At 72.9% G+C, this 19,461-nt stretch carries 22 protein-coding genes; 14 read left to right on the top strand and 8 right to left on the bottom strand.

All coding sequences use genetic code 11. The features are described from left to right. Positions 1-19 precede the first annotated feature (19 nt). Positions 20-772 carry a M15 family metallopeptidase gene (locus HUT10_RS16780; RefSeq protein WP_368660760.1) on the bottom strand — a complete coding sequence of 251 codons (753 nt, stop codon included), beginning with the start codon at positions 770-772 and terminating at the stop codon, positions 20-22. A gap of 268 nt (positions 773-1,040) precedes the next feature. Between HUT10_RS16780 and HUT10_RS16775 the strand changes: the two genes are divergently transcribed. Both HUT10_RS16775 and HUT10_RS16770 read left to right on the top strand, forming a co-directional pair. After that, positions 1,041-1,856 carry a trypsin-like serine protease gene (locus HUT10_RS16775; RefSeq protein WP_176172070.1) on the top strand — a complete coding sequence of 272 codons (816 nt, stop codon included), beginning with the start codon at positions 1,041-1,043 and terminating at the stop codon, positions 1,854-1,856. Positions 1,857-1,873: 17 nt separating this feature from the next. After that, complete coding sequence (locus HUT10_RS16770; RefSeq protein WP_176172069.1) at positions 1,874-2,305, top strand: GNAT family N-acetyltransferase; 432 nt, start codon at positions 1,874-1,876, stop codon at positions 2,303-2,305. Positions 2,306-2,470: 165 nt separating this feature from the next. On the opposite strand, the gene HUT10_RS16765 is transcribed toward HUT10_RS16770, so the two are convergent. The 3 genes from HUT10_RS16765 to HUT10_RS16755 form a co-directional block, all read right to left on the bottom strand. After that, a complete protein-coding gene (locus HUT10_RS16765; RefSeq protein ID WP_176172068.1) occupies positions 2,471-3,646 on the bottom strand; it encodes an 8-amino-7-oxononanoate synthase in 1,176 nt (391 codons plus the stop codon). 100 nt (positions 3,647-3,746) lie between these two features. Continuing rightward, on the bottom strand, positions 3,747-5,324 hold the full coding sequence (locus HUT10_RS16760; protein WP_176172067.1) for a DEAD/DEAH box helicase: 1,578 nt from the start codon (positions 5,322-5,324) through the stop codon (positions 3,747-3,749). A gap of 323 nt (positions 5,325-5,647) precedes the next feature. Continuing rightward, the gene (locus HUT10_RS16755; RefSeq protein WP_176172066.1) at positions 5,648-6,607 is read right to left on the bottom strand and encodes a serine protein kinase RIO; all 960 of its coding nucleotides are present in this window, start codon (positions 6,605-6,607) and stop codon (positions 5,648-5,650) included. 284 nt (positions 6,608-6,891) lie between these two features. On the opposite strand from HUT10_RS16755, the gene HUT10_RS16750 reads away from it, so the two are divergent. From HUT10_RS16750 to HUT10_RS16730, 5 genes are all read left to right on the top strand, one after another. Beyond that, complete coding sequence (locus tag HUT10_RS16750; protein ID WP_176172065.1) at positions 6,892-8,427, top strand: NAD(P)/FAD-dependent oxidoreductase; 1,536 nt, start codon at positions 6,892-6,894, stop codon at positions 8,425-8,427. Between the two features lie 125 nt (positions 8,428-8,552). Further along, positions 8,553-8,861, top strand: a complete 309-nt coding sequence (locus HUT10_RS16745; RefSeq protein ID WP_254896905.1) for a hypothetical protein — start codon at positions 8,553-8,555, stop codon at positions 8,859-8,861. Next, entirely contained in the window at positions 8,842-8,997 is a 156-nt protein-coding gene (locus HUT10_RS16740) for a hypothetical protein (RefSeq protein ID WP_176172064.1), read from the top strand. Before HUT10_RS16745 ends, HUT10_RS16740 begins: the two co-directional genes overlap by 20 nt. Continuing rightward, positions 8,994-9,767, top strand: coding sequence for a hypothetical protein (locus tag HUT10_RS16735; protein ID WP_176172063.1), 774 nt, complete (start codon positions 8,994-8,996; stop codon positions 9,765-9,767). Before HUT10_RS16740 ends, HUT10_RS16735 begins: the two co-directional genes overlap by 4 nt. Continuing rightward, on the top strand, positions 9,764-10,666 hold the full coding sequence (locus HUT10_RS16730; RefSeq protein WP_176172062.1) for a hypothetical protein: 903 nt from the start codon (positions 9,764-9,766) through the stop codon (positions 10,664-10,666). The genes HUT10_RS16735 and HUT10_RS16730 overlap by 4 nt, the downstream gene beginning before the upstream one ends. On the opposite strand, the gene HUT10_RS16725 is transcribed toward HUT10_RS16730, so the two are convergent. Next, entirely contained in the window at positions 10,631-11,548 is a 918-nt protein-coding gene (locus HUT10_RS16725) for an MBL fold metallo-hydrolase (protein ID WP_176172061.1), read from the bottom strand. The genes HUT10_RS16730 and HUT10_RS16725 overlap by 36 nt on opposite strands. Before the next feature lie 82 nt (positions 11,549-11,630). Between HUT10_RS16725 and HUT10_RS16720 the strand changes: the two genes are divergently transcribed. From HUT10_RS16720 to HUT10_RS16710, 3 genes are all read left to right on the top strand, one after another. After that, a complete protein-coding gene (locus tag HUT10_RS16720; RefSeq protein WP_176172060.1) occupies positions 11,631-12,482 on the top strand; it encodes a LysR family transcriptional regulator in 852 nt (283 codons plus the stop codon). Positions 12,483-12,607: 125 nt separating this feature from the next. Then, positions 12,608-13,411, top strand: a complete 804-nt coding sequence (locus HUT10_RS16715; protein ID WP_176172059.1) for an SAM-dependent methyltransferase — start codon at positions 12,608-12,610, stop codon at positions 13,409-13,411. Further along, complete coding sequence (locus tag HUT10_RS16710) at positions 13,412-13,948, top strand: TetR/AcrR family transcriptional regulator (RefSeq protein ID WP_176172058.1); 537 nt, start codon at positions 13,412-13,414, stop codon at positions 13,946-13,948. Here HUT10_RS16710 and HUT10_RS16705 read toward each other — a convergent pair. Next, complete coding sequence (locus HUT10_RS16705) at positions 13,945-14,499, bottom strand: suppressor of fused domain protein (RefSeq protein WP_254896904.1); 555 nt, start codon at positions 14,497-14,499, stop codon at positions 13,945-13,947. The two genes, HUT10_RS16710 and HUT10_RS16705, sit on opposite strands and share 4 nt — an antisense overlap. 83 nt (positions 14,500-14,582) lie before the next feature. On the opposite strand from HUT10_RS16705, the gene HUT10_RS16700 reads away from it, so the two are divergent. Then, positions 14,583-15,653: an FAD-binding oxidoreductase gene (locus HUT10_RS16700; protein WP_176172056.1), complete on the top strand. Its 1,071-nt coding sequence runs from the start codon at positions 14,583-14,585 to the stop codon at positions 15,651-15,653. Between the two features lie 48 nt (positions 15,654-15,701). Here the strand turns inward: HUT10_RS16700 and yaaA are convergent, their stop codons facing one another. Then, a complete protein-coding gene (yaaA, locus tag HUT10_RS16695) occupies positions 15,702-16,448 on the bottom strand; it encodes a peroxide stress protein YaaA (RefSeq protein ID WP_176172055.1) in 747 nt (248 codons plus the stop codon). Between the two features lie 100 nt (positions 16,449-16,548). Between yaaA and HUT10_RS16690 the strand changes: the two genes are divergently transcribed. Genes HUT10_RS16690 through HUT10_RS16680 form a run of 3 tightly spaced genes read left to right on the top strand, consistent with a single transcriptional unit; the run spans position 16,549 to position 18,578 of the window. Then, complete coding sequence (locus HUT10_RS16690) at positions 16,549-17,502, top strand: GNAT family N-acetyltransferase (protein WP_176172054.1); 954 nt, start codon at positions 16,549-16,551, stop codon at positions 17,500-17,502. 55 nt (positions 17,503-17,557) lie between these two features. Further along, complete coding sequence (locus HUT10_RS16685) at positions 17,558-18,391, top strand: helix-turn-helix transcriptional regulator (RefSeq protein WP_176172053.1); 834 nt, start codon at positions 17,558-17,560, stop codon at positions 18,389-18,391. 16 nt (positions 18,392-18,407) lie between these two features. Beyond that, a complete protein-coding gene (locus HUT10_RS16680) occupies positions 18,408-18,578 on the top strand; it encodes a DUF397 domain-containing protein (RefSeq protein WP_176172052.1) in 171 nt (56 codons plus the stop codon). Here the strand turns inward: HUT10_RS16680 and HUT10_RS16675 are convergent. Further along, complete coding sequence (locus HUT10_RS16675) at positions 18,559-19,461, bottom strand: 2-hydroxyacid dehydrogenase (RefSeq protein ID WP_176172051.1); 903 nt, start codon at positions 19,459-19,461, stop codon at positions 18,559-18,561. The two genes, HUT10_RS16680 and HUT10_RS16675, sit on opposite strands and share 20 nt — an antisense overlap.

Here is a 19,461-nt window from a genome sequence, read left to right as displayed (position 1 = left end):
TTAACGTCGTATTACGTGGTCAGTGGCCGGTCGCGGTGAAGTGCATCCGGTCGGTCGGGCTGCGCCAGTTCCCGCCCCAGCTCCACCCGATCGCCGCGAACGCGCGCACGGTCGCGTCGCCGGCCAGCACCATCCCGGGCCGCCTGCGCGCGCGGTCGACGTACGCCGAGGCCAGCTCGGGCAGCACCAGGCCGCCCTGGGTGTAGGGGTTGCAGAACGGGTTGACGTCGACGGCGAGGCCGTAGGCGTGCACCGACCAGGTCGTCTGCCCGCGCGCCGGGCGGCAGACGAACGCGCTGGTCGAGTTGCCGTCGCCGGTCGGGGGCGCGGTGAGCTCGGCGGGGGCCGTCACGCGCATCTCTTCGAGCGGGAAGCGCGCGGCGAACAGCTGCCCGAAGACCTGCGTGATGGCCGTCGCGGCGCTCGTGTTCACCAGCATCTCGCCGGTGTGCGCGCGGCCGTCGAAGCCCCAGAACGACATCGTCAGGTAGCGGAGGTCGGTCGCCTTGACCGGGCAGGCGGGCTGCCAGGTGCTGCGCGCGAGGACGTCGGCCGGAACGGCGCTGATCGTCGACGCGTAGGCGGTGCCGACGGGTGGCGGTAAGAGGTCTTTTGTCGGAAGTGCCCGGTTCACCAGTTCGGGTGGCGTCGGTTCGACCTCACCGAAGCCGTCCGGGCGGCGGGGGAGCGGCCGGGCGCCCACCTGCCAGGTGACCGCCGGAGCGCTCGACGTTTTCTCCGGTACGGCCGTCGTGCTCGGCGCGTTGGTCACCGGCGAAGGTGGCGCAGGTCCAGGCGGGGACGCCGGCGGTGGTTCCGGCGAGCACGCGCTCAAGGTGAGGGCCAGAGCCACCCACGCCACCGCCGTCCGCCACATCCGGCCAGCTTGACAGAACCGATCGACGGACGGAGACCACCCGTTCCAGTGACACCGTTTTGGGCCCCCTCGGCCTAGGGTATTGAGCGCACGTCGTTCACGCACCGGAGTCGTCCGGGTGCCGAACGCCTCGTTCCGTGCTGTCTCGAAAAGGGGAAGACCCATGTCCGTGAAGTCCCGCCGATCCCTGCTGTTCGTGAGCGGCGCGCTCCTCGCGGTCGCCGCGGTCGCCGTCCCGGTCGTGGTCGGCACGGCGTCGGCGGACCAGTCCTCGGCCAACCAGCCCCGGATCGTGGGCGGCGAGAAGGCTTCGCTGTCGGACCACCCGTACGCGGTGTACCTGACCGACGCGGGCGGAAACCAGTTCTGCGGCGCGGTGATCGTGAGCTCCACGTCGGTCGCGACGGCGGCGCACTGCGCGAAAGCGGTGGCGAAGCAGGACATCCGCGTCGTGGCCGGCCGCGAGGACAAGCGCACGACGGACGGCCAGGTCCTCGGCGTCTCGAAGGTCTGGGTCGCCCAGGGCTACACGGACCCGACGAAGGGCGCGGACATCGCCGTGCTGACCGTCCGCGGCCAGCTCGACTACCGGCCCGCGAAGCTGCCCGACAGCGGTGACGCGGGGCTCTACGCGAAGGGCACCCAAGCCACCGTGCTCGGCTGGGGCCGCGTCGCCGACGGCGGCTCCCGGTCCGACTACCTGCGCAGTGCCCAGGTGCCGGTCACCTCGGACAGCGAGTGCCATGCCGACTACAGCGTCTACGACCAGAAGAGCATGGTGTGCGCGGGCTACCCCGAGGGTGGCGTCGACGCCTGCCAGGGCGATTCGGGCGGTCCGCTCGTGGTCGGTGACACGCTGATCGGCATCGTCTCCTTCGGCGACGGCTGCGCGAAGGCGAACCGGCCGGGCGTGTACACGCGCGTGTCCACGTACGCGAACGACGTCGAAGCCCAGGCCCGGCCGCGCCTGCTCGGCTGAGCGTGATAGGCAGGGGTATGCCGATCCTGCACGACGCGACCGGTCCCGAGCTGACCGCGCCCCAGCTGCACGACATCCTCCGCCTGCGCGTCGACGTGTTCGTCGTGGAGCAGAAGGCCGCGTACCCGGAGCTCGACGGCCGTGACCTGCTCCCGGACACCCGTCACCTGTGGTTCTCCGACGCCGGCTCGGTCCTGGCCTACCTCCGGGTCCTGGCCGACCCGGGCGGCATCCGCCGCATCGGCCGCGTGGCAACGGCCGCGCCCGCCCGCGGCCAGGGCCTGGCGGCCCGCCTGATGGAGGCGGCCCTGACCATCCCGGGCGAGTACGTCCTCGACGCCCAGACCTACGTCCAAGGCTTCTACGCCCGCTACGGCTTCGTAGCCGAAGGCGCCGAGTACCTCGACGACGACGGAATCCCCCACATCAAAATGCGCCGCCGCCCCTGATGCCCCCGCAATCACGCGTGATACGCGCCCCATCACGCGAGTTCCGCCTTCAATCACGCGAGACCCGCGCCTGATCACACGATCCGACCGTCCAGGTACGCAATCCGACCCTCCGCGTACGCGTGTCGTCCGTCCAGGTACGTGTGTCGTCCGTTGCGGTGCGGCTCAGGCGAGGGCGCCCCGTGGTGCCGTCGCGGTGATCACCTTCACCGCGCGGTCCACATCGGCCTCGGTGAGGTCGGCCCGCGCGGTCAGCCGGAGCCGCGAGATCCCGTCCGGCACCGACGGCGGCCGGAAGCACCCCACCCGGATGCCCTGCTCCACGCACGCCGCGGCCCACGCCACCGCCGTCTCCGCGGACGGCGCCTGAACCGAGATCACGGCGGCGTCCGGCACGCTCGCCTTCAGCCCCGCCGCCTTCAGCGACATCGCCAGGTTGCCCGCGTTCTCGACCACCTTCTCCGCGAGCCCCGGCTCGTCCTTCAACGCGTGCAACGCGGCCAACGCGGCCGCGGCACTCGCGGGCGCCAGCGCGGTGTCGAAGATGAAGCTGCGTGCGGTGTCCACCAGGTGCTTGATCACCCGCCGCGGCCCCACCACCGCGCCACCCTGGGCGCCGAGGGACTTCGACAGCGTCAACGTCGTGACGACGTCGGGCGCGCCCGACAGCCCGGCCGCGTGGACCGCGCCCCGGCCGCCTTCGCCCAGGACGCCGAAGCCGTGCGCGTCGTCCACCAGCAGCGCCGCGCTGTGCGAACGGCAGATCCCGGCCAGCTCCTCCAGGGGAGCGAGGTCGCCGTCGACCGAGAACACCGAGTCGGTCACCACCAGCGCCCGCGGCTTGCGCCGGGTCGCCAGCGCGTGCTTGATCGCCGACGGCGTCGAGTGCGCGACCGCGGCGACGTCGGCCCGCGACAGCCGGCAGCCCTCGATCAGCGATGCGTGGATGTACTTGTCGGTGACGATCGCCGACTCGGCCCCCGACAGCGCCGTCACCGCACCGAGGTTCGCGGCGAAGCCGGACGAAAACACGAGCGCCGCCTGCGCGCCGCAGAACCGGGCGAGCTCCAGCTCCAGCTCGGTGTGCAGCTCGGTCGATCCGGTGACCAGCCGCGATCCGGTCGACCCGGCGCCCCAGCGCAGCGCGGCGGCCGCGGCAGCGCCGGCGACCCGCTTGTCGCGGGCCAGCCCGAGGTAGTCGTTGCCGGCCAGGTCGAGCTCGTCGGCCTGCGCGGGACGCGGCCGCAGCTGCCGCACGAGTCCCGCGTTCGCCCGCTTCTCCGCCTCGGCGTCGAGCCAGTCGAAAACCTCTTCGGGCGGGAGCGTCGGCGGCGTAGTCACGTCCCGCAGTCTCCCATCCGGGCCCGGCGGCTCCGCCAAGCGGGGCGTGGAAACGCCGGAAGCCCCGGACCGCGTGGTCCGGGGCTTCCGAAGGAGGAACTCAGCTGTCGTAGCCGCGACGCGGGCCACGGCTCGGGCGGCCGTAGCCACCGCCGTTGCCCGAGCGGGGCTGACGGCCGCGGCCGCCGAAGCCACCGGGACGGCCTTCGCGGTCGCCGCCGCGGTAACCACCGCGCTCGCCGCCACGCTCGCCACCGCGGTCACGGTCGCCGTAGCTGCCGCGGTGGGACCCGCCGCGCTCGCCGCCCCGGCTGCCGCCGAAGCCACGGTCACCGCGGAAGCCACCGCCGCCACGGCGCGGGTTCTCGCGCCGCTGCTCGACGACCGGCTCGCCGCTGGGCTCCTGGGCGCCGGTGATGCGGGACAGCTCGGCGTCGCCCGGGCGGACCGTGGTCGACTCCGCGCGCACGCCGGCGCGGTCGGTCAGCCGGCGGACCATCCGGCGCTGGTCGTGCGTCGCCAGCGTGACGACCACACCGGACGCCCCGGCGCGGGCCGTGCGGCCGGCGCGGTGGAGGTAGTCCTTGTGGTCGGCCGCCGGGTCGACGTGCAGCACCAGCGAGATGTCGTCGACGTGGATGCCGCGCGCGGCGACGTCCGTGGCGACCAGCACCGGGGTGAGGCCGTCCTTGAAGTCGGCGAGGACGCGGTTGCGCTGCCCCTGGGTCTTGCCGCCGTGCAGCGCCGCCGCGTGCACGCCCTGCTCGCGCAGCCGCTCGGTGAGCCGGTCGACGTGGTGCTTGGTGCGCACGAACATGATCGTGCGGCCGTCGCGGGCGCCGATCTGCGTGATGACGTCCTGCTTGTCCTGGTGCGAGACCTGGAGCACGTGGTGGTCCATGGTCGTCACGCTGGCGGTCGACGGCGCGACCGAGTGCGTCACCGGGTCGGTCAGGTACTGCTTGACCAGGCGGTTGACGTCACCGTCGAGCGTCGCCGAGAACAGCAGCCGCTGCCCGCCCGGCGGGGTGAGGTCGAGGATCTCGCGGACCTGCGGCATGAAGCCCATGTCCGCCATCTGGTCGGCCTCGTCGAGGGCGATGAAGTTGCAGTCGCCCAGGTGCGCGGTGCCCTGCCGGACGTGGTCCGACAGCCGGCCGGGGGTGGCGATCAGCAGGTCGACGCCGCGGGACAGCGCGTCCGCCTGGCGGGCGAAGGCCATGCCGCCGACGGCCGTGCGGCACCACAGGCCGAGCGCCTTGGCCAGCGGGGTGAGCGAGTCGGCGACCTGCATGGCCAGCTCGCGGGTCGGGACCAGGATCAGCGCGCGGGGGCGCTTCGGGCGGGCCTTGCCGCCGTCCAGCCGGGCCAGCATGGCCAGGCCGAAGGCGAGGGTCTTGCCCGAGCCGGTCTGGGCGCGGCCGAGCACGTCCCGGCCGGCCAGCGCGTCCGGGATGGTCGCGGACTGGATCGGGAAGGGCTGGTTGATGCCCGCGTCGGCCAGCGCGCGGAGCAGCGGCTCCGGCAGGCCCAGCTGGGCGAACGTCTTGGTGGCCACGGTCTCGACGGCGTCGTCGCGCAGCATGTCGCCGCCCGCAGGCCGCTGGCGCGGCTTGTGGTCGGGACGGCCCGCGCGGGCGGACGTCGAGGAGTGGCCGGAGTTGAACGTGACTGTCACAAATGCCTCTCGGACGTGGTTCGTCGCAAGGGAGGCCCGGGCTGCCCGCGCGCAGGCAGGGCAAGATGGTGTGCGATGGGCGTTCACAGGGACGGACCCGGCACACCGTGTCATCGCTTGCCGACACCGCGCGCCGCTTGGGTTACGGATTACCGCGAGCCATTCGGTGGCTTTGGAGGCGACGGACACCAACTCATCCACGCCGCCGGTTGCGGTCTGTGTTCACTGTACCCGAGGTGGGGCCGGGGCTACGCATCGAGGTCACCGGTTGTGGGCGGCGTCGCAGGCGTGTTCCGCACCACAGCCGCGACGCCGCCCCGGAATCAGCCGATCCCGGCGGCCGAAACGAGCTCGGCCAGCAGTTCCCCGGTGTTCGTGACGTGCTCGCCGAGGCCGCGGCCGTGGAACCAGCCGGCCAGGTTGCGCACGTCCCGCGCCAGGAACTCGACGCCGCCCGGGTTGGCGACGACGTCGACGACCTGGGGCAGGTCGATCACCATCAGCCGCCCCCGGTGCACCAGCAGGTTGTACGCCGAGAGGTCGCCGTGCGCGAGCCCCTCGGACGCGAGCAGCTCGAGCGCGGCGGTGGCCTGGAACCACAGGTCCTGCAGCTCGCCGGGGTCCGGGCGGACCTGGGCCAGCCGGGGCGCGGCGGTGCCGTCGTCCTCGCCGAGGAACTCGAGCAGCAGTTCCGTCCCCTCGCGCTGCACCGGGTAGGGCACCGGCGCGCCGAGCGTCCACAGGCGACTCAGCGCGGCGAACTCGGCCACCGCCCACTGTTCGGCGATGAGGTTGCGGCCGAACGCGCTGCGCTGCGCCATCGCCCGCATCTCGCGGGACCGGCGCATCCGCCGCCCTTCGAGGTAGCCCGCGTCGCGGTGGAACAGCTTGTGCTCGTCGCTGCGGTAGCGCTTGGCCGCGAGCAGTGTGCCCGGTGTGCCGGGCAGCCCGCGCCGCAGCAGGTGGACGTCGGCCTCCTTGCCGGTTTTGAGGACGCCGAGGTCGGTGTCGACCGCGGCGAGCTCGGTGACGACCCAGTCGGGCCGGGGTAGCGGGCCGTGTTCGGCGTCGTCCCAGGTGGACCAGCGGTCGGCGCCGTCGGGCAGCTGGTTTTCGGTGTAGGCGTCGTCGCGCAGCTTGGCGAGCCGGACGCGCTCGGCTTCGGTCAGCCGCCCGCTGCGGGTGGGTTCGGGTTCCTCGAACCGCCCGCGGCGCCGCGAACGCGCTTCGCGGCGTCGGGTGGGTTGGTCGTCGAAAAGGTCTTCGAAGTCGTGCTGGCGCACTGGTGGGTTTCTCCTCGATCAGGGATGCCCCACCGGGCGCGTGGTCAGCCTCGGGGGGCGGGTGGGTGAGGGCGCGAAAGGGCCCGGACAGTCATCACGACAGGCACCTCCCGTTCTCGCTCACCGGCTCCCTGCCGGGTGCGCCCAGGATGCCGGACCGCTCCGGCGCCGCGCAACCGTATTTCGCGGCGGCCGCCGCGAAAGGAGTATTCCGGCAGTTTCCTTGAATTCCGCCCGGCGGCGTGGTCACGATAAAAGGGCAGGACGACCGAGGAAGGCGGCAGATGGACAGCTACGACGTGGTGATCGTCGGCGGTGGGCACAACGGCCTGGTGGCGGCCGCGTACCTGGCGCGGGCGGGCCGGTCGGTGCTCGTGCTCGAACAGCGGGAAGAGACCGGTGGCGCCGCCGTTTCGTTCCGCGCGTTCGAGGGCGTGGACGTCCGGCTTTCGCGCTACTCGTACCTGGTCAGCCTGCTGCCGAAGAAGATCGTGGCCGACCTCGGCCTCGACGTGGAGCTGCGACGGCGCCGGATGTCGTCCTACACCCCGTCGGGCGGCACCGGTCTCCTTGTCGACAACGACGACGCCGTCCGGACGGCGTCGTCGTTCCGGGCGGTCACCGGGTCCACATCGGACTTCTCGGCCTGGCAGCGGTTCTACGAGCTCACCGGGCGCGTCGCCGGGCGCGCGTTCGGGACGCTCACCGAGCCGTTGCTGTCCGAAGTGGACTTCCGCGCGCGCGTCGGCGACGCGGAAGCGTGGTCCTTGCTGTTCGAGCGGCCGATCGGCGAAGCGCTCACGTCGTGGTTCCGCGACGACACGGTGCGCGGCGTGGTGCTCACCGACGCGCTGATCGGCACGTTCGCCCCGGCGGGCGGCGAGGACCTGCGCCAGAACCGGTGCCTGCTCTACCACGTCATCGGCAACGGCACCGGCGACTGGGACGTCCCGGTCGGCGGCATGGGCGCGGTCACCCGTTCGCTCGCGGCAGTGGCAGCCGCGGCGGGCGCGCGCCTGGTGACCGGTGCGGAGGTGCTCTCGGTCGACCCGGACGGCGAGGTGCGGTACCGGCGCGCCGATGCCGAGTTCGCCGTCCGGGGCGGGCACGTCCTGGCGAACGTCGCGCCGGCGACGCTCGCGCGCCTGCTGGGCGAGGAACCGGCGGACCGCCCGGAAGGCGCGCAACTGAAGGTGAACATGGTGCTGACGCGGCTGCCGAGGCTGCGTGACCCGGACGTCGATCCGGCCGAGGCGTTCGGGGGCACCTTCCACGTCAACGAGACCTTCGCACAGCTGGAGACGGCGTACCGGGAGGCGGCGGCGGGCAGGATCCCCACGCTGCCGCCGTGCGAGATCTACTGCCACTCGTTGACGGACCCTTCGATCCTCGGTCCGGCCGAACGCGCGGCCGGCACGCACACGCTCACCCTCTTCGGCCTGCACATGCCGGCCCGCCTTTTCGAGGGACGCAACGAAGAAGCCCGGGAAGCGGCGTTGCGCGCGACGCTCGCTTCGCTGAACAGCGTGCTGGCCGAGCCGATCGAGGAGTGCCTGCTGACCGGGCCGGACGGCAGGCCCTGTGTGGAAGCGAAAACCCCGCTGGACCTGGAAGCCGAGCTGGGCCTGCCGGCGGGGCACATCTTCCACCGGGACCTGTCGTGGCCGTACGCGGAAGATCCGGCCCAGGCCGGTCGCTGGGGCGTCGAGACCGCCCATGAACGCATCCTGTTGTGCGGTGCGGGTGCCGTGAGAGGAGGTGGTGTCAGCGGCATCCCGGGCCACAACGCGGCGATGGCGGTGCTCGGCGTCCGAGCGTAATCGGTGAGCCGGAATTGCCCGCGGTCGATATCCGGTGAAAAAGGCACGGTTTCCGGGAATCGGCGCTGCCCCATGCAGGTGCATCGCGTGGGGCGGCGTTGACACCCGGATCCGCCGGTGCTCCCATGAAAAACGGCCGGATGGCGGTGGGGCGCGGGAGGGTCATGATGGGCGAAACAGTGGCATTCACCGATTTCCCGCTCGAGATCAGAAGGCGCGCCGCGGGCTACCTCGGCGTGGCTTCCGGGAGCGGGATTCCCGAAGTGTCGCGGATCGGGTCCGAAGGGACCGAGAGTTCCGAAAACACCGAGCGTTCCGAAGGAAAGGAAGGTACCGAAGGGAGCGAGACCAGCGAGCGCTCCGAGATGACGGAAACCAGCGAGACCACCGAGACCAGCGAATCGGCGGAGCGGTATGTCGGCCGGTTCCGCTGACGGTGACGGCGGATCCGGTCCGCCCGGTGACCCGTTCATCCCGGCCGAAGCGCGGCCCGCGGTGGTCGACGAGCTGGCGCGAACCGCCTGGCAGGTCGCGGCGGCCCTCGAAGCCTGGGAAACCAGCGGGCGGTGACCCTCCTGGTCATCGCCCCGGACGCGGACGAGACGGCGGCCCGGTTCGCCGCTTTCGCCACCGCGCAAGGCCATCCGGCGGTCGTCGCGCACGGGTTCGGCCGCGTCGCCGTCTCGGTGCGGGTCACCCGCGAGCGGACGTACCGCGCGCGGCTGACCGTCGACGGCGCCGAGGTGGCCGGGATCCTCAACCGGGGGACCGGCGGCTGGAGCGAGGAGCCGGACCCGGACCGTGCCTTCGCCGCGGCCGAAACCTACGCGGCGTTCTGGTCGGCGGTCGCGCTGTGGCCGGGGCCGGTGGTCAACCGGCCGTCGGAGCATGGGTTCTTCGGGCGCCTGGACCCGCTCGAACTCGCCGGAACCGGCGCGGTCGAACCGCCGCGCACGGTGATCCTCAACGACGGTTCGGCGCCGGGACGGGAGGTGTACCGGATTCCCGAGTGGACAGTGGTGGACCCGGCCGCTCCACGCAGCCGGTTCGACGTCGTCCAGATCGGCGACCCGGGCCGCGCGCGCCGGTTCCTCGTGGCCGGAGCCGAGGTCTTCGAAGTGGGTGACGCGAGCGGGCGGCTCGACGCCGAGACGGCGGATCGGGTGGCCCCGATCGTCGCCTGGCTCCGCGGCCGGGGCGCGGTGTTCGCCGACTTCCGGGTGGAGCTGGACGCCGGTGTCCCGCGGCTGGCCGACGTCTCGTCCTGGCCGGGGCACCACCTCTTCCCGGACCGGGAAGACCGGGTCTACGCGGCCCTGCTGACCGGGCTCGCGTCGTGATCCTGTGCCTCGGCGTGGCGGCCGACCCGACCTTCACGGCCGGGCTGCGGGCGCTGCGGCGGGCCGGCGCCGCCTTCCGGGCGGTCGACCTGCCCTCGCTGGCGATGCGCGGCAGCATCCGGATCCCGGTGGCGAGCCCGGCCGACACCCTGCTGTCGCTGGACGGCGTGCGGTACCGGGCGGGGGACTTCTCCGCCGTCTGGTGCCGGCTCGTGGAGGTCGCCTCCGCCGCGCCGACGGCCGAGCTGGCCGCGGCCTCGGCGGGGCAGGCCGAGGCGCTGGCGCGGATCCTCGGCTTCCTGCCCGGCCGGGTGATGAACCCGCCGCTGCGGGAGGCGTCGGGCTTCACCAAGCTGCTGCACGCCGTGGCGCTCGGCGAGGTCGCCGGCTGGCGGATCCCGGAAACCTGCCTGACCTCCGATCCCCGGGAGGCGCTGGACTTCGTCCGCGGCTGCCGGGCCGGCGCGATCTTCAAGGGCGCCAGTGCCACGAAGACGTGGGCGACGGTGTTCGAGCCGCACCACGAGTCCCGGCTGCCGCGGCTGGTCCACCTGCCGGTGCTGTTCCAGGAGCGGATCACCGGGCCGGACGTGCGGATCCACGTCGTCGGCGACCGGGCGTTCGGCGAGCTGATCGACTCGCCGGTGCTCGACTACCGGACCGTCCGGGGCGTCAACGACTACCGCCCGCTCGTCCCGCCGCCGGAAATCGCCGAAGGGTGTGCCCGGCTGACCGGGCACTGCGGCGTCCCCCTGCTGGGTGTCGACTTCAAGATCGAGCGCGCCACCGGTGAGTGGTTCTTCCTGGAGGCCAACTCGATGCCGTGCTTCGAGGGCTACGACGAGCGGGCCGGCGGCGCCATCTCACGCGCGATGGTCGACTGGCTCGTCACGCCGTGACCCGTGTTCCGCGCAGAGGCAGGCGACGCCCGGCTCGATCCACTCCTGCCCGGCCCATTCCGGGTGCCGCTCGACGAGCAGTGAGCGGACCTCGGCGGTGGTCTCCTCGACGCCCATCGCCGAGTCACGGCGCCGCCAGGTCTCTTCGCGCAGCTCGTGCAGGTAGTCGCGGACGTCGGTGAGGACCGGCAGGCCGCCGATGTCGCCGTGGCCCGGCACGACCACGCGGGGCGCGGTGGCGATCAAGCCGTCCAAGACGCCGAGCCAGCCGACGCCCGAGACGTCCACGTCGTACGGCGGGAACCACGGGAAGATGGCGAACTGCCCGGTCTCGGCCAGGTCGCCGGTGAACAGCACGCCCGCGTCCGGCACCTCGATGACCTGGTCGCCCTTGGTGTGGCCCTGTCCGGTGGGCCGGAGCCGGACGGTCCGGCCGCCGAGGTCGAGGTCGTACCCGTCGTCGAAGACCACGTCGGGGGCAGGCACGCGCACGCCGTCGAGGCGGCGGGCGATCACCTCGCCCAGGCCGCGGAACATCTCCAGGTAGCCCGCGCCCTTGGTGGCGAGGTCCTCCGCCTGGGCGCGGTTGACCAGGTAGGTCGCCTCGCCGGCGAACACCTGCGCGCCGAACGCGTGCTCGGGGTGGAAGTGCGTCGTGGTCAGATAAAGGCGACGGCCCTTCGCCAGTTCGCGCGCGAAGGCGAGCACCTGCGATGCGTTCGCGGTGCCGATGCCCGTGTCGACGACGAGGACGGCTTCGGTGCCGCCGACGACACCGATGTTGGGCACCAGGTCGACCCGGTCGTTCGGGATCACCAGCAGGTCGGGGGCGATCTCGCGGGCGCCGGAGACGCGGACGGCGGGATCGGTCAGCTCGGTCATGCCCCGATTCCACCGCCGCGCGGGTGCGGGCGTCCAAGACCGGTTCGGTGGTGCCGATACCGGGCGAATATCGTCGCCGGTCATGGAGCTGCGCACGCTGCGGTACTTCGTCGCGGTCGCCGAAGAACTCCACTTCGGCCGGGCCGCGGCGCGGTTGCACATGAGCCAGCCGCCGCTGAGCCGGGCGATCAAGCAGCTGGAGACCGACGTCGGGGCCGTCCTGCTGCTGCGGTCCGCCGCGGGCGTCACGCTCACCCCGGCCGGCGCGGCGCTGCTGGCCGAGGCGCGGGCGCTGCTCGACCAGGCCGACCAGGCCCGCGTGCGCGTCGCCACGGCGGCGGGCGCGCCGACCCTCACCGTCGGCATCCTCGGCGACGGGGCCGACCCGGCCGCGACCCGGCTCGCCGACGCCTACCGGCGGCAGCACCCGGACGTCGAGGTCCGCGTCCGTGACGCCGACCTGACCGACCCAACCTGCGGCCTGCGGGCCGGGCTCGTCGACGTCGCGCTGACCCGCGGGCCGTTCGACGGGACCGGGCTGAGCGTGCACGAGCTGCGCGCCGACCCGGTGGGTGCGGTGCTGCGTGCCGACGACCCGCTGGCCGGCCGCGACCGGCTCGCGCTCGCCGACCTGGCCGGACGGCGCTGGTTCCGGTTCCCCGACGGCACCGATCCGGTCTGGCAGGCGTACTGGCACGGCGGCGAAGCACGCGAAGGCCCGGTGGTGCGGGCGGTCCAGGAGTGCCTGCAGGCCGTGCTGTGGAACGGGACCGTCGGGGTGATGCCGCTCGGGCACCGGCCGCCGGGCGAGCTGGTCGTGGTGCCGTTGCCGGACATGGCCCCGAACCCGGTCGTGGTCGCGTGGCAGGACGGCGACGACAACCCGCTGATCCGCTCGTTCGCCCGGATCGCGGCGGCCGCCTACCGGTCCTGACCGGCGAAGGCGTGGCCCGGTTCCTCCGGTGCTCGCCCGCCCACTCCGCCGGGCGCGGGCCCGCGCCGCCGTTGCGGAGCCGGGCGCCGAGTGAAAAATGAATGTTCATTCGCTATGCTCGCCGCATGCGTTCCGCCAGCCGCACCGCCGAGCACGTCGCCCTGTTCCGCGCCCTGGAGACCCGGCGCCCCGACCGGCTGTTCGCCGACGACCTCGCCATCCGGTTCCTGCCGGCGCGCTACCGCTGGCTCGTCCGGGCCGCGGCCGTCCGGCCGCTCGGGGCCGGCATCGCGCGGGTCATCGACCGTCGTTACCCGGGTGGGCCTCGCCTGTCGGCGGTCGCCCGCACCCGGCTGATCGACGACCTGCTCGCCGAGGCGGCGCCGGAGCAGGTCCTGCTGCTCGGGGCCGGCTACGACAGCCGCGCCCACCGGCTCCCCGGCGCGTTGCCCACCTACGAGGTCGACCACCCGCTGACCCAGCGGGTCAAGCGGCAGCGCGTCGCCGACCGGCCGCACGTGCACTACGTGCCCGTCGACCTCGGCGCCGACAGCCTCGCCGCGGCCCTCGACGGCTTCCCGCCGAAGCGCACGGCCGTCGTCTGGGAGGGCGTCACCAACTACCTCACCGAGCAGGCCGTCGACACGACGCTGCGCGACCTCGCCGCGATCACCGCGCCGGGCAGCACGGTCATCTTCACCTACGTCGACCGGGCCGTTCTCGGCGCCGACGTTCCCTGGCAGCGGAAGGTCGCGCAGGTCGGCGAGCCGTGGACGTTCGGCTTCCGGCCCGCCGACGTGCCCGGCTTCCTGGCCGAACGGGGTCTGGACCTGAAGGGTGACCTGTCGGCGAAGGACGCGGCCGTCCGCTACCACCGGGACGAGCCCGCCGCCGCGTTCTACCGGATCGCGTGGGCGGTGGTCCGGTAGATGCCCAAGGTCAGCGACGAACACCTGGCGAGCCGCCGCCGCCAGATCCTCGACGCCGCGGCGAACTGCTTCGCCCGCAGCGGGTTCCACCGCACGTCGATGCAGGACATCGTCCGGGAGTCCGGTCTGTCCGCCGGGCTGATCTACCGGTACTTCACCGGCAAGGAGGACATGATCCTGGCGATCGTCGGCGAATGGCACACGTCCCGCGACGCGGGCCTGGGCGACGCCGGCGATCCCCTTGCCGCCTACCTGGACCTGTTGCGGGAAATCGCCGGCCCGGACGCCGCCCGGCAGCGCAACCTCGGCCTGCAGGCGTGGGCGGAAACCGTCCGCGAACCCCGGATCCGCGACCTCGCCCGCCAAGGCGTCGACGACCAGCGGGCCGCCTTCGGCGACCTCGCCCCGGACGCCTTGATCCGCGTGCTCGTGGCCATCTACCAGGGACTGCTGCTGCAGGCTTCGTGGGACGACGGCCTGGACGCCGAAGCGTTCGTCACGGCGGTCCGGGACCTCGTGCGGGACCGGATGGCCTAGACCACCGGCGCGCGGCGGACGTCGTAGAGGTCCCAGTCCAGTTGCCAGAAAGCGTCGATGCCGTGCTCGCGGATGAACTTCCGCTCGGTGTCGTGCACCGGGTAGCACCCCGCGATGCTGATCGGCGGGCCGCCGATGTCGATCAGGGTGTACTGGTGGGCGTCGAGGCCGGCCGGCGCCGACACGGCGAACGCCGTCATCGCCGACTCCGGGGCGATCGGCTGGCCGAAGTCGATGGTGTCGCCGTAGACGAACGGGCACGTCCCGCGCAGCTGCTCGGCCAGGTAGCCGATGGCCAGCGCCCACACCGGATCGTCGGAGCGGACGCTGATCCACAGCTCCGGCCGCACGCCGTGCCAGTCCGGGTGGTCGGCCAGGGAAAGGCCGTAGGTGGCGCCGGTCAGGTAGCGCGGCTCGGGCTCGTCGGCGTAGACGAACGCGATGACGTCGTCGAGCCCGGGCTGCGTCGAGGGAATGGGCTGCAGCCGGGGCGCGGCGGACCCGGTCAGGGTGTCGAGATGGGCGAGATACCGCTCGGCACGGCTCGGCATGGCGCGCAGCATACGGCCGGGCGGGCGCCGGTGGCGGTTATCCCGTTGGCCCCGGCGCGGCAAGATCGGGCAGGGTGGGAACCATGCGAGTGCTCGTGATCGGCAGTGGGATCGGCGGCGCGGCGACGGCCTGGCACCTGGCGGGCCGCGGCGCGGAAGTGATCGTGGCGGACGCGGCGCGGCCGGGAACGGCGACCGAGGCCGGCGCCGGCATCGTCAGTCCCTGGGCGTCCCGCTCGGAGGACGCGGTGTACCCGCTGGCGGCGGCCGCCGCGCGGTACTACCGGGAGTTCGCCGCGGAACTCGAAGGCTCGTCGTTCGAGGTCGTCGGCGGGATGATCGCGTCGGCCGACGACGCCGAGCTGACCCGGGCGCAGGAGCGGCTGACGTCCCGGGCGGCGGACGCGCCGGAGATCGGCGAGATCCGGCGCCTCGACCCGGCGAAGGCGCGCGAGCTGTTCCCGGCGCTGGCACCCGGGCTGAGCGCGGTGCACCTGGCCGGCGCCGGCCGCGTGGACGGCCACCAGCTCCGCCGCGCATTGCTGGCGGGGGCCGAGCGCCGGGGCGCGAAGTTCGTCGACGGCGAGGTGGCGTTCCGCGCGGACGGCACGGTGGCGGGCCCGGACGGCGTCCTGGAAGCGGACAGCGTGGTGGTGGCGGCGGGTGCGTGGAGCCGCGAACTGCTGGCCCCGCTGGGGATCGACCTGCCGGTGACGCCGCACCGGGGCCAGATCAGCCACTTCGACCTGCCGGGCACGGAAACGGCGGCCTGGCCGGTGGTCCTGCACGGCCCCAGCCACTACCTGCTGGCCTTCGGCGGCGGCCGGGTGGTCGCGGGCGCGACCCGCGAGCCGGACGCGGGCTTCGACTACCGCGTGACGGCGGCCGGCCAGCGCGAGGTCCTGGACAACGCACTGGCGGCGGCCCCGGGCCTCGCGGACGCAACCCTGGCGGAGACCCGCGTCGGCTTCCGCCCGGGAACGCCGGACGGCCTGCCGGTACTGGGCCTGATCCGCCCGGGCCTGGCGGTGGCGACGGGCTTCGGCGCGGGCGGGCTGACGAACGCCCCGTTCGCGGGCAAGCTGGTGGCGGCGGTGGCACTGGGCGAGGACCCGGGCTTCGACCTGCGCCCGTTCGCGCCGGACAGGTTTTGAGGGCGGTCGCTTCCGAGGCGGACCCGGGGCGTGGTTCGAACGGGGCTGTCAGCCCTCGGTGACCAGGTCCAGTGCGTGCTCGCCCGTGCGCTCGACCACCAGGCCCGCCTTGGTGATCACCTTCGCCAGCTGGTCCACAGTGGACGGCTCGGCCCGCGTGGCCGCCAGTACGCGCGCCAAGCGGCCCTTGTACGCCTTGTTGAAGTGGCTCACCGTCACGCGCTCGCCGTGGGCGTTCTCCGTCACCACGCGGACCGTCACCGCGTCCGGGCGGAGCTTGGCGAAGGCCGAGTACGTGCCCGACCGCAGGTCCACCACCAGGCCCTCCACCCCCTGCAGCACCGGCTCGAGCACCGGTTTCCACAGCCCGCGGACCGTGCCCAGCGCCGGCAGGGAGTTGCCGCCCGAGAGGCGGTACGCCGGGATCGGGTCGGTCGCCGACACCACGCCGAACAGCGATGACGTCACCGCCAGCCGCCGGTGGGCCTTCTCCAGGCCCGCCCTCGTGAAGCTCTTCACGTCCAGTGCGTCGTACAGCACGCCGGTGTAGCGGCGCAGCGCCGGCATCGTCGGGGACGTCCACAGCCGCGCGTTGCGCTCCACCTCGCCGACCTGCCGCTCGGTGATGCCCAGGACCGCGATGCTCGCCGGGACGTCCGCGGCCAGCTCGGCCAGCGCGTCGGCCAGCTTCGCGCGCGTCGGGTTCAGCTCGGGGTACGACAGCGCGCCGAGGTCGAGCGGGCCGCCGCGGCCGCCGTCGGCCTTGGTCTCGGAAGGGGGGAGGAGCACCAGCACCGCCCGAGCCTACTGCGCCGGCCGGCGCCGATCCGGACGGCGGCCGCGGCGGACGGTAATGGAGGTGCGCGGCCGCCGTCGTCCGGCCTAGCCTCCCGGCATGGACCTGACCTGGCGCCCGTTGACCCTCGACGACGCTCCCGCCCTCGCGCGGCTGTACGCGGCGGCCGAGGAAGTCGACCGGACGGGTGAACACTTCAGCGCGGAAGACCTCCGCGAAGAGCTGGCCGCGCCCAACGTCGACCTGGCCCGCGCCACCGTCGGAGCCTGGGCCGGCGGTGAGCTCGTGGGCTACGGCCTGGCCCGCCGCCGCGACGCCGCCGACCCGGTGCACATGATCCGGCTCCAGTCGGTCGTGCACCCGGGCCACCGGACCGACGCCGTCGGCACTCACCTGGCCGAGTGGTTCGCGCGCACGAGCCGGGAGGTCCACGAGCGGGCCTTCCCGGGCGCGCCCCTCGAACTGCACCACGGCAGCCACCAGAACGAGCGCTGGATCGCCGGCGTCCTCACCCGCGCGGGCTACACGCACGGCCGGACCATGGTCAACATGCGCGTCGGCCTCGCCGACCTGCCGCCGCAGCCCCCGCTGCCGGACGGCTTCGAGGCGGTGCCGTTCGACTTCGCGCACGACCTCGCCGCGCTCGACGCCCGCAACGACACCTTCGCCGACCACTGGGGCAGCACGATCTACGAGCCGGACGCCTGGCGCCACCTGGTCACCGGTTCCAAGGACTTCCGCCCGGACCTGTCGTTCCTCGTCCTCGACGGCGACAAGGTGCTGGCGTTCGTCCTCAGCCACCACTACGCGTCCGAAACCGAGGCGACGGGCATCCGCGAGCACTACGCCACCTGGGTGGGAACCCGGGCGGCCCTGCGCGGCCGCGGCGTCGCTTCCGGGCTGCTGGGGCACACGCTGAAGGCGGCGAAGGCCGCGGGATTCGACCGGTCGGCCCTCAACGTCGACGTCGACAATGCGCACCGCGCGCTGGGGGTTTACGAGCGGTGCGGATATCGCGTCGACGACGAATGGCACGTGTACGTGCTGTCCTGAAATTGGGACGCCCCACCGCCGATCGGGGAATGGACGGCATTCGTACCATCACGACATGAAGCCGACTTCCACCTCGCCCGGGTCGAGGGCATTGGCCGCTTCGCTGCGCGAAGTGCGGGTAGCGCGGGGAAAGGGGCTGCGCGAACTCGCCCGGATGGTCCGGATTCTGCCGCAGTTGTTGTCGGCGTGGGAAAAGGGACAGCGGGTGCCGCAGCCGGAGGACGTGGCACGGCTGCTGGGCGCGCTGCGGGTCGACGACCTGACGTACGACCGCATGATGCGCCTGGCCAGGCACGCCCGCGACGACAACTGGCTCGACTCGAACCCGTCCGACCTGCCGCCCGCGCTGAACGGGATCGTGGAGTACGAGCGCACGGCTACCCGCATCACGATGTGGTCGCTCGCGGTATTGCCGGGAATCCTGCAAACTCCGGACTATGCCCGCGATGTGCTGAGCAATGCCGAGATCGGCTTGGCGCAGGCGGACGCGATGCTCGTGGCGCGGCTGGAGCGCCAGCGGATCCTGGTGAAGCCGGATCCCGTGCGGCTGACCGCATTCCTCGGCGAAATGGCGATCCGCGAACAGATCGGCAGTGCCGACATCATGTCCGACCAGATGGATCATCTGACCGAAGTGGCCGGGCTGAGCAATGTTTCGCTGCGGATCGTGCCCGCGAACATCGGTTACCACCCCGGTCTGATCGGTCCGTTCGTCCTGTACGAATTCGGTTCCCTGCCGCCCATCGTGCACCTGGAAAGCTCCCACGCCACCGCATTCCTGCACGATGAAGATGTTGTCCGCGACTACCGGCGCCAGGCTAAGATCTTGGCGAGCAGGGCGTTGAGCGAAGACGCCACCCGGGAGTTGTTCCGGGAGGTCGCACGATAACCCGGGAGGCTGCCGCATGGAGAACGTCACCTGGCGCAAGTCGAGTTTCAGCGGCGGTCAGTCCGAGTGTGTCGAGGTGAAGCTCGACCGATCGGTCGGCATCCGGGACACGAAGGCCCGGGAGCACGGCGAGCTGACCGTCTCCCGTGCCGCGTGGGCCGCCGCCGTCACCGCTCTACGAGGTTGAGCAGCTCCTCACCCTTCGCGTACCTCCGCAACTGCTCCGCCGCGAGCTTCTTCGCGCGCGGGTAGAACGACGACGACCCGCCCGCGATGTGCGGCGTGATGACCACGCCCGGTACCGTCCACAGTGGATGGTCCGCGGGCAGCGGCTCCGGGTCGACGACGTCGAGCCCGGCGCGCAACCGTCCGGTGCGGGTCTCGGCGAGCAGTGCTGCGGTGTCGATCGCCGTGCCGCGGCCGACGTTGACGACCAGGGCGTCGTCGGGGAGCGCGGCGAGCTCGTCCGCGCCGATGAGGCCGCGGGTCGCCGGCGTGTCCGGCAGGACCAGCACGACGATGTCGGCCCCGGGCAGCAGCGCGGGCAGTTCGGCGACGCCGTGGACGTCCTCGTCCGGGCGGGGGCGGCTCGCCACCCGCGTCACCACGGCTTCGGCGGCGACGAGCTGGCGTTCGACGGCCTGCCCGATCGAGCCGTAGCCGACGAGCAGGACACGGCTGTCGGCCAGCGACCGCGTGTGCTCGCGGCTCCACTCGCCGCGCGCCTGCTGCGCGAACCAGCGCGGCAGGTCGCGCTGCGCCGCGTGGATGAGCGCGAGGGCGTGCTCGGCGACGCTCAGGTCGTGCAGCCCGCGCCCGTTCGCCAGCTGCACGCCGTCGGGGAGCAGCGGCACAAGCGCCTCGACGCCCGCCGACAGCGCCTGCACCACCCGCAGCGACGGCAGTTCCTCGATCAGCTTCGGCGGCTCCGGCCCGCGGTCGTAGGGCAGGACGTAGAACTCGACGTCGCCGAGATCGGCCGGAGGGGCGCCGTCGCCGTCGTAGTACGCGGCGACGAGCCCCTCCGGCACGTCGATGTCGGTCCACGGCAGCAGTACGCGAGCGCTCAT

It is taken from the genome of Amycolatopsis sp. Hca4, from assembly GCF_013364075.1.
In the GTDB taxonomy this organism is placed as follows: Bacteria; Actinomycetota; Actinomycetes; order Mycobacteriales; family Pseudonocardiaceae; genus Amycolatopsis.
Note: the sequence above shows the minus strand (reverse complement) of the source record. Positions and strands in the feature narration are given on the sequence as shown.

Excerpts from the sequence above, each read along its gene's own strand:
- HUT10_RS16775 (WP_176172070.1), top strand. The coding sequence starts at position 1,041 with ATGTCCGTGAAGTCCCGCCGATCCCTGCTGTTCGTGAGCGGCGCGCTC.
- HUT10_RS16770 (WP_176172069.1), top strand. The coding sequence starts at position 1,874 with ATGCCGATCCTGCACGACGCGACCGGTCCCGAGCTGACCGCGCCCCAG.
- HUT10_RS16750 (WP_176172065.1), top strand. The coding sequence starts at position 6,892 with ATGGACAGCTACGACGTGGTGATCGTCGGCGGTGGGCACAACGGCCTG.
- HUT10_RS16745 (WP_254896905.1), top strand. The coding sequence starts at position 8,553 with ATGAAAAACGGCCGGATGGCGGTGGGGCGCGGGAGGGTCATGATGGGC.
- HUT10_RS16740 (WP_176172064.1), top strand. The coding sequence starts at position 8,842 with ATGTCGGCCGGTTCCGCTGACGGTGACGGCGGATCCGGTCCGCCCGGT.
- HUT10_RS16725 (WP_176172061.1), bottom strand. The coding sequence starts at position 11,548 with ATGACCGAGCTGACCGATCCCGCCGTCCGCGTCTCCGGCGCCCGCGAG.
- HUT10_RS16720 (WP_176172060.1), top strand. The coding sequence starts at position 11,631 with ATGGAGCTGCGCACGCTGCGGTACTTCGTCGCGGTCGCCGAAGAACTC.
- HUT10_RS16715 (WP_176172059.1), top strand. The coding sequence starts at position 12,608 with ATGCGTTCCGCCAGCCGCACCGCCGAGCACGTCGCCCTGTTCCGCGCC.
- HUT10_RS16710 (WP_176172058.1), top strand. The coding sequence starts at position 13,412 with ATGCCCAAGGTCAGCGACGAACACCTGGCGAGCCGCCGCCGCCAGATC.
- HUT10_RS16705 (WP_254896904.1), bottom strand. The coding sequence starts at position 14,499 with ATGCCGAGCCGTGCCGAGCGGTATCTCGCCCATCTCGACACCCTGACC.
- HUT10_RS16700 (WP_176172056.1), top strand. The coding sequence starts at position 14,583 with ATGCGAGTGCTCGTGATCGGCAGTGGGATCGGCGGCGCGGCGACGGCC.
- HUT10_RS16690 (WP_176172054.1), top strand. The coding sequence starts at position 16,549 with ATGGACCTGACCTGGCGCCCGTTGACCCTCGACGACGCTCCCGCCCTC.
- HUT10_RS16685 (WP_176172053.1), top strand. The coding sequence starts at position 17,558 with ATGAAGCCGACTTCCACCTCGCCCGGGTCGAGGGCATTGGCCGCTTCG.
- HUT10_RS16680 (WP_176172052.1), top strand. The coding sequence starts at position 18,408 with ATGGAGAACGTCACCTGGCGCAAGTCGAGTTTCAGCGGCGGTCAGTCC.
- HUT10_RS16675 (WP_176172051.1), bottom strand. The coding sequence starts at position 19,461 with ATGAGCGCTCGCGTACTGCTGCCGTGGACCGACATCGACGTGCCGGAG.